9 protein-coding genes are annotated in these 12,440 nt (G+C 57.1%); 4 read left to right on the top strand and 5 right to left on the bottom strand.

What is annotated here, in order from left to right:
• Positions 1–27 precede the first annotated feature (27 nt).
• The 3 genes from nadC to nadA are packed head-to-tail and all read right to left on the bottom strand — an operon-like array spanning position 28 to position 3,495.
• Positions 28–876, bottom strand: a complete 849-nt coding sequence (gene nadC, locus LA304_RS12295) for a carboxylating nicotinate-nucleotide diphosphorylase (protein WP_224503456.1) — start codon at positions 874–876, stop codon at positions 28–30.
• Entirely contained in the window at positions 876–2,438 is a 1,563-nt protein-coding gene (locus LA304_RS12290; protein WP_224503455.1) for an L-aspartate oxidase, read from the bottom strand. Before LA304_RS12290 ends, nadC begins: the two co-directional genes overlap by 1 nt.
• Positions 2,439–2,442: 4 nt before the next feature.
• Positions 2,443–3,495 (bottom strand): quinolinate synthase NadA, encoded by a 1,053-nt coding sequence (gene nadA, locus LA304_RS12285; protein WP_224503454.1) that lies wholly within the window; start codon positions 3,493–3,495, stop codon positions 2,443–2,445.
• A gap of 602 nt (positions 3,496–4,097) precedes the next feature.
• Between nadA and LA304_RS12280 the strand changes: the two genes are divergently transcribed.
• From LA304_RS12280 to LA304_RS12265, 4 genes are all read left to right on the top strand, one after another.
• A complete protein-coding gene (locus tag LA304_RS12280) occupies positions 4,098–6,203 on the top strand; it encodes a GumC family protein (RefSeq protein WP_224503453.1) in 2,106 nt (701 codons plus the stop codon).
• Positions 6,204–6,337: 134 nt separating this feature from the next.
• The gene (locus tag LA304_RS12275; protein WP_224503452.1) at positions 6,338–7,696 is read left to right on the top strand and encodes a polysaccharide biosynthesis/export family protein; all 1,359 of its coding nucleotides are present in this window, start codon (positions 6,338–6,340) and stop codon (positions 7,694–7,696) included.
• 182 nt (positions 7,697–7,878) lie between these two features.
• Positions 7,879–8,292 (top strand): hypothetical protein, encoded by a 414-nt coding sequence (locus LA304_RS12270; RefSeq protein ID WP_224503451.1) that lies wholly within the window; start codon positions 7,879–7,881, stop codon positions 8,290–8,292.
• Positions 8,293–8,444: 152 nt separating this feature from the next.
• Entirely contained in the window at positions 8,445–8,993 is a 549-nt protein-coding gene (locus LA304_RS12265; protein ID WP_224503450.1) for a hypothetical protein, read from the top strand.
• Positions 8,994–9,004: 11 nt separating this feature from the next.
• Here LA304_RS12265 and LA304_RS12260 read toward each other — a convergent pair whose 3' ends face one another.
• Together LA304_RS12260 and gyrB are read right to left on the bottom strand one after the other, a co-directional pair.
• Positions 9,005–9,787, bottom strand: a complete 783-nt coding sequence (locus LA304_RS12260; protein WP_224503449.1) for a metallophosphoesterase family protein — start codon at positions 9,785–9,787, stop codon at positions 9,005–9,007.
• Positions 9,788–9,946: 159 nt separating this feature from the next.
• On the bottom strand, positions 9,947–12,382 hold the full coding sequence (gene gyrB / locus LA304_RS12255) for a DNA topoisomerase (ATP-hydrolyzing) subunit B (protein WP_224503448.1): 2,436 nt from the start codon (positions 12,380–12,382) through the stop codon (positions 9,947–9,949).
• Between the last annotated feature and the right edge of the window lie 58 nt (positions 12,383–12,440).

Below are 12,440 nucleotides of genomic sequence, written 5' to 3'. Positions count from 1 at the left end.
TGCTTAAAAAATGTGAGAAGAGGCCCGTTAGAAATCGAGGCCAAGATCCAATGTGCTCACCGAGTGGGTCAAGGCGCCGGAAGAGATGTAATCGACACCCGTTGCGGAGACTTCGGCGATGCGTTCGAGTTTCATGTTGCCCGACGCCTCGAGGATGAGGCGGCCGTTGGCCATCGCGACAGCTTCGCGGAGCGTCGGCGTATCCATGTTGTCGAGCAGGACCGCCTCGGCCCCGCCTTCTGACAGCACCTCTTCGAGTTGGGCCAATGTATCCACCTCGATCTCGACGCGGACCATGTGGGAGGCGTGACCTTTCACGGCCTGCAGGACGGGGCGGATACCGCCAGCAGCGGCGATGTGGTTGTCTTTGATGAGAATCGCATCAGAGAGAGAGAAACGATGGTTGAACCCGCCGCCATGCAGAACCGCCTGCTTCTCCACGAGACGCAGGCCCGGCGTCGTTTTCCGCGTGCAGGTAATCCGCGTGTTGGTGCCCGCTGTTTCAGCGACGAACGCGGCGGTCATGGTGGCGATGCCGGACAAACGACCGGAGAAGTTGAGCGCGATGCGTTCACCCGAGAGGATGGACGCCGCCGACCCTCGGATTTCCATCAGCACGTCACCGACCTCGAATGCATCCCCGTCCGATTTCAGCGTGGTCACTTCGAGCGTCGGATCGACGAGGTGAAACGCGATACGCGCGATTTGCATGCCGGAGGTGATGCCCGCCTCACGCGCCCGAATGCGCGCGAAATATTGTGTTTCTGCGGGGATGACCGTGCGCGTCGTCAGATCCCCGTATGTGCCCAAGTCTTCCATCAAAGCGGACCGAACGAGCGGTTCGAGGATCATATCGGGCAACGGGGACAGGGACATCAGATGGTTTCCTTCGCAAAAGTGTCTCGGAGGGCCAGAGCCTCCGTCAAAGTCATGCGGCTTCTCTGGCCGGTCGGGCCGTCAGTCTCTGGCAAATCGGAGCGGAAGTGCGCGCCACGGCTCTCTTGCCGTTTCAAAGCCGACGCGGCAATGAGTGTCGCCGTCGCCGTCATGTTCAGAAGCGCCACGCAATCGGGTTGTGCGGCTTCGATCTCTGCGATTTCCCGCAGGGCAGCTTGGAGCCCTTCAGCCGTTCGAATGACGCCAACGCCGTTCGTCATGGCCTGCCGCAAACGGTGGATGAGATCGGGATCAGGCTCCGCCGCCGGTGCAACTTCCGGCATCTCGACACGCTGCGCGGCCGGCACATCCCCGACCGTTTCAGCAATATCGGATGCGCAGCGACGTGCATACACGAGCGCTTCGAGCAAACCGTTGGAGGCCAGACGGTTCGCGCCATGAAGTCCGGTGGACGCCACTTCACCGCAGGCCCAAAGACCACCGATAGAGGTCCGGCCAGTCATGTCCGTCGCAACACCGCCCATGTGATAATGCGCAGCGGCTGCGACCGGAATCGGCTGCGTGACCGGATCGATTTCGGCGCGTTCACACGCTGCGACGACAGTCGGGAACTCGTCCTTGATGCGTGCGCCCAACGCCCCTCGGGTGTCGAGAACGGGCCGCAATCCGGCTTGGCTCTGCGCGTAGACAGCGCGAGCTACGACATCACGCGGCGCAAGCTCGAGATCGGGGTGCTGACCCTCCATGAACCGTTCACCGCGATTGTTCCTGAGGATCGCTCCTTCTCCACGCAACGCTTCGGTTGCGAGCGGGGCCGGATCGAGCCCGATGTCCATAGCGGTAGGGTGGAACTGGACGAATTCCATGTCAGCCATCATCGCACCGGCGCGCGCCGCGAGGCCCGAGACCTGCCCACGAATGCGGGGCGGGTTTGTCGTCAGAGCATAAAGGCCGCCCGCGCCGCCGCCAGCCAAGAGGACAGACGCACTGGAGATTTTCACGGAAGCACCTCCGCCCACTGGCGCGAGCTCCACACCATTCACAGACCCCTCAGAGACACTAAGGCCCGTCGCGGTCCATCCGTCGAGGATTTGGATTGTCGGCTCTGTTTGCACCTGAGCGATCAGGGCGCGCATGATCTCCGCTCCAGCACGATCACCCCGCACCCGCACGACGCGCGCAAACCCGTGCGCGGCCTCGCGGGACATGAGATAGGCACCTGTCGCGTCGCGGTCGAAGGGCGCCCCGAGATCAGTGAGATTGAGAATATGATCCCGTGCTTCGCGCGTCACAGACTCCGCAACACTCTGATCCACGATACCCGCGCCAGCGACCAAGGTGTCCTGCGCATGGGCTTCTGGGCTATCGGACGGGTCCATGGCTGCAGCAACGCCACCTTGGGCCCAAGCGGAACTCGCCCCTTCTCCGAGCGGATCAGGCGACACCAACAACACCGGACGCGGCACGAGCGCGAGCGCTGCATACAGCGCCGCGAGCCCAGCGCCGATGATCACCACCCGATCGGTGGAGAGGGATTTCATGGTGTTAGACACCCAGCTTCTTGGACATGTCGATCATGCGCTGCACAGCAACGCGCGCACCTTCGGCGACCGTCGGGTCCACTTCAACCGCGCCCTCCATGGAGTGCAGGGACCAGAGCACTTTCTCAAGTGTGATCATCTGCATGTAGGGGCACATGTTGCAGGGACCGACAAAGTCGACGCCCGGCAGGGCATCGGCGATGTTGGACGCCATGGAGCATTCCGTCACCAAGAGCGTTTTCTCTGGCTGTTCTTTGGTGACGTAGTCGATGATGCCGCTGGTAGAGCCGGAGAAGTCCGCTTCGGCCACAACATCCGGCGGGCACTCAGGGTGCGCGATGATGCGGGTTGTCGGCTGCCAGCTCCGGAAATCGCGGAGTTCCTGGGCGGTGAACTTTTCGTGGACGATACAGGCACCATCATACCAGACGATGTTTTTCTCGGGCACCTGATTGGCCACGTTCTGCGCGAGGTATTTGTCCGGCGTCATGATGATCGTCTCGGCATCGAGGCCAGCAACGATCTGCGCAGCATTCGAAGAGGTGCAGCAGATATCGGACGCCGCTTTCACCTCGGCAGAGGTGTTCACGTAGGTCACGACCGGCGCCCCAGGATAGCGGCGGCGCATTTCCTCGATTCCCTCGGGCGTGATGCTTTCGGCGAGAGAGCAGCCCGCATCCATGTCGGGGATCAGAACGGTTTTGGACGGGTTCAGAATCTTCGACGTTTCCGCCATGAAGTGAACGCCACACTGAACGATCACATCGGCTTCGACCTTCGTCGCTTCAATCGCGAGCTGGAGACTATCCCCCACCACATCCGCAATGCCGTGATAAATCTGCGGCGTCATGTAGTTATGCGCGAGGATGACGGCGTTGCGCTCTTTCTTCAGACGGTTGATCGCCTCAACGTAGGGAGCGTGGACTGCCCACTCAACAGGCGTCACAACGCGGTTCATGCGCTCGTAAATGTCACTGAGCCGCTCCGCCGTTTCGACCGAGGGGGCCAGGTCATAGTGCTCGCCAAGTGTCTTGGTCATAGCGGTGTGATCGAGCATGCGCAGATTCCTCTCCCAATGGAAACGCGGCGCCGAAAGACCCTTTGAAGGCAACCTGCCCCGCACTTAGCTGGCGCTATGTATCGTCATGTTGACGTTTGGGCAAGCGAACGGTGCGATTCTGCAACATTCTCTCGCGGCCGCAGACGATGATGGCCGGAGCGAGTAACGCAAACAGTGTGCCGATCTCAGGATCGATCCTCGCGTAATGATTTGAACTAAAACAGGAAGAAGGCTCAGAATATTGCATCCGAGAGGGCCAACCGCGCCTGACAACGACACGGCGGAAGAGATGACCATTCTTATGCAACAGTGCCGGCAAAACGACTCGGTTTGAGTTAATTTTGGAAACATACACCTCAACAACTAAGCTCGCGCGGTTTCCGACCTGTCCCAAATTCGCCCCACCTGCCTAAAAATCGCACACACGCACTCGATTTGAGCAAGTCTTTGCCATAAAAGCGGCGCGTCTGAGGACGATAGCGTAAGCAGTCATGGTGCATTTACATATCCGTCGTTAAGACTGGACCAACGGCCTTCTTCCTTGATGGGATGCGGAGGCTTTTTTGAATGAAGCGACACGATTTTCGTGAAAGACCAGTATGAACGTGCCCCACAAGTTTCCCCCAGTCAGTTCCGCATCATCCGACGAAGACATCATTGATCTGAGCCAGTTGTTGGGCGCCCTGTGGCGCAACAAATTTTGGATCGCTCTGGTCACGGTGATTTCCATCGTGCTCGGTGGCGTATACGCCTATGGGGTCGCGGTTCCGAAATATCGTGCGACATCGGTTGTTCTCCTCGAGGCCTCCGGCCAGGAATTGATTGACCTTGGGGCTGTTCTCCCGAGCCTCGGGACGAATTCGGAAGCGATCAACACCGAAGTCGAAGTTCTCAAGAGCCGGCGCCTGCTTGAGCGCGTTGTAAACCGGGAAAACCTCCTCGAAGATCCCGAATTCAACGGGACCCTGAATGGACCATCCCTGAAAACGCGCGTGAAATCGCTAATTCTAGGCGATCCGCCGACCTATTCAGAAGAGCGGATGCAAGCGCTACAATTGACTTCCACAATAAACTCGCTCCTCGAGCGGATGGTAGTCCGCAACGTGCCCAATACTTACGTACTTCAAATCACTGTGGAGTCGGAAGGTGGTGCGAAGTCAGCAAGATTGGCGGACGCGATTGCGGAGGAATACATCCTCTATCAAATGGATGTGAAATTTGAGGCAACGCGTGACGCGTCCGAATGGTTGAGTTCGCGTGTCGCGGATTTGAAATTCGATCTTGAGGCTGCAGAAGCCCGCTTGGCATCTTTCTCTACGAGCACAAATGTAATTAGCCCACAAACGGTGCAAGCTCTTGAAGTTCAATTGAAGGAACTGCGCGACCGCCTTGAGACAACTATAGAAGCGCGCGACGTCGCTCTTGAGAACGCCACGGCTCTCGCAACCCTTCAATCTCTGACTCCTGAGGAAAAAGCGGCGCAATCAGGCGACTCGCGCCTGCAAACCATGCTGCGCACAGATGGCGCGAATGCGGCATTTGAGGAGCGTTTTGCTCTCCTTCTTCAAAATGCCGCGCAGCAGGCCGATAGGCTTAACCGTCAAGTCGACTCGATTTCGATTAGCATTGCAAATCTCGAAGCGGATCTGGCCTCTCAAAGCGATGAGCTCATTCAATTGCAGCAGCTTACGCGTGAAACAGAAGCGAGCCGCCTTCTCTATGAATATTTCCTCGGACGCCTGAAAGAAACCTCTGCTCAAGAAGGCATTCAGCAGCCCGACAGCCGCATTCTTTCTAACGCCGTTCTGCCACAAAACGCATCCGAGCCGAAAAGATCGCTGATTCTCGCGATGGCTGGCATCTTGGGGATCATGATTGGAAGCGGCGGTGCGCTGCTCCTCGAAGCGCGTCAGGACAACTACCGCAAAGCAGCAGATCTAGAAGGGGAAACCGGGCTTCCGGTCATGGGCCAGATCCCGCTTCTTCCAACCACAGACCGACGCTCCGGCCTTGAATACCTAGCTGAAAAGCCGACCTCGGCCGCCGCGGAAGCTATTCGAAACCTGCGGACATCCGTCTTGCTCTCGGGGCTCGACAAAACACCCCAGGTCATCATGTCGACATCCTCTGTGCCGTCCGAAGGTAAAACCACGATTTCCTTCTCACTCGCGCAGAACCTCGTCGGGCTCGGGAAAAAGGTGCTCTTGGTCGAAGGCGACATTCGACGTCGCGTCTTTAGCCAATACCTCGACGTAAAGAATGCCAACGGCCTCATGTCTGTGCTCTCAAAAGGCGTGCCTCTATCGGAAGCGGTGATCACAGACCGAACACTCGGCGCCGACATCCTCGTCAGTGAGGCGAGCAAAGTGAACGCGGCAGACATTCTTTCCTCGCAAAGCTTTAGCGAATTCCTAGAGGAAGCGCGCAGCCTGTACGATTTTATCATCATCGACACACCACCTGTGCTTGTCGTTCCGGACGCACGAGTAGTTGCGCAACATGTTGATGCGCTGCTGTTTACAGTTCGGTGGGACAAAACGAGCCGCGCTCAGGTCCGAGACTCCCTGAGAATGTTCGAAACCGTTGGTGTGACCGTCGACGGGCTGGTGCTGAACCAGATCGACCCGAAAGGCATGAAGCGCTACGGCTATGGCGAATATTATGGCGGCTACGGCGCCTATGGGGCCAAGTATTACACGAATTAAGGAACTGTACGCGATTGCGGCTTTCCTGCATCGCTTGGGAACGAGAGAACAAATGTATATGGAAACGAACGTTTTCAGTGCGTATGAATTCCAAGAACTCGGTGACGGTTGGCAATTGAGAGGACCGATCTGTTTTGCGTAAAACACTCTTTCTGATTGCTGCGCTTTCTTTGGCGTCCTGTGGCACCGTCTATCAAAGTCAGCGCGTTGTTTCGCGTGCGAGTGATGATCTCAAGGTACGCGTTGTGCCGATGACATCCCAATCCGTGTTGGTTGCAAACCGTTCGGCGTATGAGCCGAAAGACTTGCCCGAGGTGTTCCGGACAACGGCAGGGATGGGCAGTGGTCTGCGCGGGAATGGGGCTATTCCTGAACCAGCCTACACAGCCCAAACGCGCCCGAACAGCCTTGAGACCCGCCTGCCTCCCGTAACGAACCCGCAGCCCTACACGATCGGAATAGGTGACGTCGTATTGCTCGCCACGCCGTCTGGCAATTCGGTCGAGGAACTGGCGGGACTGCTGGCCGCACAAAATAGCCGTCAGGGTTACACTGTGCAGGACGATGGCGCGATTGCGATCCCTGATGTTGGTCGCGTCTCTATCGCGGGGATGACCATTGAAGAAGCAGAAGATACGCTCTTTCAGCGCCTGATCGATGCTCAGATCGAGCCGACGTTCAGTCTGGAAATCGCGTCTTTCAATTCCAAAAAAGTTGCAATTGGTGGGGCCGTGAATAATCCGGGCGTCCTGCCAATCACCTTGACACCGCTCTACCTAGAAGCCGCTCTGGCCAATCGTGGCGGCATCACTGCCACCGATATGGAATACACGTCGGTCCGCCTCTACAGAGACGGGACCATCTACCAGATCCCGCTCGATACGCTCTATTCTCAGGACAACCTGAACCGGATTTTGCTCCAGCCGGGCGATAGCGTTTTCGTTGATGATGCCTACCAACTCGATCAGGCTGCGGCCTACTTTGATCAGCAAATCCGCCTCGCAACCTATCGTCAGAATGCGCGCTCGGAGGCGCTGAACCAGTTACAGACAGAAGTGTCGCTTCGCCGGTCTATGCTTCAGGAACAGCGGGAAAATTATGCCGCGCAAGTGGATTACGACGCTGTAGAGCGGGATTACGTTTATCTGACCGGAGAAGTAGATCAACAAGGTCGCTTTCCGCTCCCGCTAGGCCGAAGCGCAACGCTCGCAGACGCGCTATATTCCGGTGGCGGAGGACTATCGGTGAGCACAGCAGATCCGCGCCACATCTACGTGCTGCGCGGCTCAGATGATCCGATGGAATTCGATGCCCTTACGGCGTGGAACCTAGATGCGAAAAATGCTGCATCGATGACCCTCGCAACGCGTTTTGAGCTCCGGCCGAACGATATCGTCTTCATTGCCGAGCAACCGGTCACGCGCTGGCAGCGTACAATCAACCAGATCACGCCATCGATCATCAACCTAGGCACGGCTACCGTTTCGAACTGATATGCTGATTTGACGGTGTCGACGTCGTTCGAATGCGCGTCGATCCGATCATTCTGTATCAGCCTAAAACAACATTACGCGACGTAAATCTGCATAGTTTTTTTGCAACTGCAGAATGAAATTCGAGCTGGAAACAGCCAGAGCGCGCTTCCGCATGTGACGAATCTCGGAAAGAGTGTTACTTGGGAGGCAAGAAGACGATAAATCACCGCCATGCGGTGAGTGCCATCATCATGAATCAAGTGAGTTTTAGTATGAAACGCATCTTTTTTGCCGCAGCCATCGCGATTACTACGTCACTACCCGCTGTTGCTCAGCAGACGCCTGGAACAGGTACTCCGCCAGCAAATACTCCGCCGGCGAATACCCCTAACGGTTGGCAGGCCGCTGCTCAGAACCCGAACTTCTGCAGCAATCCGGTAAACCTGAACAATCCGATCTGCTTCCGTATGCCAAATGGTGAAATTCTGAACCTCGCGGCAGCTGCACCTGCCGCCACGAGTATCGCGGCTGCTATTGCTGCGGTCACGGGCGGTTCGACAACCACCACCACAACGACGACAACGACGACAACGTCTACGACCACGACGAACTAATCGTCCGTGTGTTACGTCGCATTTGGAATGACTAAAAAGGCAGCCTTTCGTGCTGCCTTTTTGTTTCTGAGATTACGTTACGCGCCTCAAACCAAATATTAGGGTTTCTCTGCTCAAATCCTCCACATGCCGATTGGGGTCGGCGGTGAGGGATGGAAACCATCCCACAACAATCACGTGGGGTGATTTTCATGAGGAAGAAAATTTTCGAACGCGCGCAGATTGCGCGCGTGCTGAAGACCTTTGTGTTTCTTGTGTCTTTGAGCATATGGACAACCGTCGCGACGTCAGGTGCATACGCAGCGCGGCCCAAAACGCAGGCGCCGGGAGCCACGATCATCGTCCGAGGAGACTCGGGAGGCGGCGTACGAGCGCGCTACAATGAAATCCAGGAAATCAATCGCCTGAAGCAACGAGTGGAAATACGAAGCGGCGCATGCCTCTCGAGTTGCACGATGTATCTCGCCGTTGAGAACATGTGCGTCTCTCCGCGTGCTGTCTTCGGCTTTCACGGGCCCTACCGCTTGGGCCCAAAGCTTAGCGAAACAGAATTCGAAGAGTGGTCACGCTTCATTGCGGCCCACTATCCGCTCAATATCCGGGTTTGGTATCTGGACAAAGCCCGTCACAGTGTCTTCTCGATGTCGCGCCTCTCCGGAACCGAACTGATCCGCCTCGGGGTTCCAAAATGCGACCCGTAGACAACGGAACGTCAACAGCCAGACGCCTGCACGAAACTCAGTTGCCCATTGTCAATGTGGGCGGCTGTCAGCTTTCCCGTTGCGTATGCCCCTGTATCAATGGAAATGACGCCGTTTTTCTCGCGCGGCATCTCAACGATCGTATGTCCATGAACAATCCACAGACCATCTTGCCGAGCGAGGCGTCCGAAATCTTTGTGTCCCCAAGTCAGACTATTCACGCGCTGCTCATTCAACGGCCGTTGGGGATCGGCACCGGCATGCACGATACCGACGTTGCCGCTCTGCCAATGGCGAGGCCGTGATCGAAGCCAATTCTCAAGCCCGTTGGGCATCACGCTGCGGAGTTTATCGCGTGCCTCAACTAACATTTCAGTGGTGGAATTTTCGCGGAGATGAAACGACCCGAAGCTCGCCATCGTTTGCAACCCACCATACTTCAACCACCTGTTCCCTGCTTCTTCAGGCGCGTCGAGAAAGGCCAGGAACATTTCCTCGTGGTTGCCGAGAATAAAAACCCCCTCGGCGTTTTCAAGCGAGAGGTCATAGAGGCGCGACAACACATCCGCGCTGCTTTCTCCGCGGTCGATAAAATCCCCGACAAAAACTAGCCGGCTCGTCGGAAATTCCCTCGCAGCGCGGTCCAGCAAGGCGTCAAGCGCCCGAATTTGGCCGTGGATGTCGCCAACAATGAAAAGAGGCTGATCAGGGTTTGGAGGCTCGCCCTCAAACCGGATACGGCCTTCGGGGGCTTCAGGTTCGGTCGGGGCTGGGCGCCGGAAGAATCGGAACACGTCAGGACCTATTTGGATACTTCATTCGTGGACTTACCCTGTCGCGAATGTCTTAAAACTTCAACTCACACACGCGGAAAGCCGCTGATGCAGCAGACGCCAGTGGGTGAGTGTAAACGGTTAGGTCCACGCGACGTGCGCACGGACCCAACCCACGGATCAAGCGTCGAGGTTTTCGACGTTGAGAGCGTTGTCCTGAATGAACTCGCGACGCGGCTCAACGACATCGCCCATCAGCTTCGTAAAGATGTCGTCCGCTTCTGCGAAGTCTTCAATCTTTACCTGCAGCAGGGTTCGCGCATCCGGATCAAGCGTGGTTTCCCAAAGCTGATCCGGGTTCATCTCGCCAAGACCCTTATACCGCTGGAGGGACAGACCTTTTTCACCTTCTTCGAGAATAGCCGTGAGCAGCTCAGTCGGACCGTGAATCAAGGTTTCGCGGTCTTTCCGCACGAGTTTGGACGGATCTTTGTAGACCCCGCCGGTCGCAGCAACTTCCTGATTGATGCGTCGCGCTTCACCGCCGCGGAGGATCGCACCATCGAGCGTGCGCACCTCTTCCACGCCACGCAGAACGCGGGTGAGACGGATACCGGCATCCTGTGTCGGACGGCCATTCCAGCCGCGCTCATATTCAAGCGCGATAAGGTCCAGACGTTTCGCCACCGCATCCGCAGTGCCGGTCAGATCGGCATCCACGCGCCCTGGCTCAAACGCGCCGGAAAGCGCGGCCTGCTCCACAATGTGGCGCGGATAGTGTGTCGGGAAGGCCTCCAGAATGCGCTTGAAGGTGCGAGCGCCCTCAACAACGCGGGCGAGGTCGGCGCCGGCGATTTCTTCGCCGCTCTTCAGGCGGAGAACAGCGCCCTCGACGCCCTGCTGGATCAGGTAATCCTCCATCGCGGCTTGGTCCTTGAGGTAGACCTCGGACTTACCACGCGACACTTTATAGAGCGGCGGCTGCGCGATGAACAAATGGCCTGCCTCGATCAGTTCCGGCATCTGACGGAAGAAGAACGTCAGGAGAAGTGTCCGGATGTGCGCACCATCGACGTCCGCATCGGTCATAATGACGATCTTATGATAGCGCAGCTTGTCGAGTTTGAACTCATCGCGACCGATCCCGGTGCCGAGCGCCATCACGAGGTTGCCAATTTCCTGTGAGGACAGCATTCGGTCAAAACGCGCACGTTCGACGTTCAGGATTTTACCTTTCAGCGGCAGGATGGCCTGCGTACGACGATCACGACCCGTCTGTGCCGAACCACCGGCGGAGTCACCCTCGACGAGGAAGACTTCGGTCTGTGACGGATCTTTCTCGGAGCAATCTTTGAGTTTGCCGGCGAGGAAGTTCACATCGAGCGCAGATTTGCGACGGGTCAGTTCACGCGCCTTGCGAGCGGCTTCACGGGCCATCGCAGCCTCGAGAATCTTGCTCACGATCATTTTTGCCTCGTTCGGGTTCTCATCGAACCATTCGTTGAGCTTTTCGCCCACGAGGCTTTCAACAGCAGGCCGCACCTCAGAAGACACGAGTTTATCTTTGGTCTGGGACGAGAATTTCGGGTCCGGCACTTTGACCGAGAGCACGCATGTCAGACCCTCGCGCGCGTCGTCGCCCGTAAAGGTGATTTTCTCTTTCTTTGCGATCCCGCTTTCCATCGCAAACTTGGTCAGGGTCCGCGTCAGAGCCCCACGGAAACCCGCGAGGTGGGTACCACCATCGCGCTGCGGGATGTTGTTGGTAAACGGCAACACGTTCTCGTGGTAGCTGTCGTTCCACCACATTGCGACTTCCACACCGATGCCGTCTTTTTCGCCGGTCACAAAGATCGGGTCCGGCATCATCGACGCCTTGTGACGATCCAGATATTTGACGAATTCCTTAACACCGCCCTCGTAGAAAAGCTCGGAGCGAAGCGGCTCCGCAGGGCGCTCATCCTCGAGAATGATACGCACTCCGGAGTTCAGGAACGCGAGTTCACGGAGACGTTTTTCGAGCGTCTCGAAGGAATATTCGAGGTTCGAGAAGGTGCCCTCGGGATCCGTCGTTTTGGCGGAGGCAAGGAAGCGCACCTCGGTCCCAGTCTCATCACCTGCATCCCCGATCACTTCGAGATGCTCGGCTGTCTCGCCTTTGACGAACTTTGCCTTATGGATTTTCCCGTCGCGCCACACCTTGAGCTCAAGCCACTCGGACAACGCGTTCACAACCGACACACCCACACCGTGCAGACCACCCGACACCTTGTAGGAGTTGCTGTCGAATTTACCGCCTGCGTGCAGCTGGGTCATGATGACCTCGGCCGCAGAAACGCCCTCTTCTTCGTGGATACCCACAGGGATACCGCGCCCGTTATCGCGCACGGAAACAGAGCTATCCTTGTGGATTTTGACGGTCACATAGTCCGCGTGACCTGCAAGAGCCTCATCGATCCCGTTATCCACGACCTCATACACCATGTGGTGCAGACCAGAGCCATCGTCCGTGTCACCGATATACATACCAGGACGTTTGCGGACGGCCTCCAAGCCCTTGAGAACCTTGATGGAATCGGCGCCATATTCGGCTGGCTGCTGCGCTTCTTCGGACATTTGAAAATCCTTGTTATTTCCTGCCTATTTTATACGTGAGAGAGCAACGGATGTCACG

Origin of the sequence: Celeribacter litoreus, from assembly GCF_020165855.1 — a bacterium.
In the GTDB taxonomy this organism is placed as follows: Bacteria; Pseudomonadota; Alphaproteobacteria; order Rhodobacterales; family Rhodobacteraceae; genus Celeribacter; species Celeribacter litoreus.
This window is presented reverse-complemented; position numbering and strand designations above follow the sequence as displayed.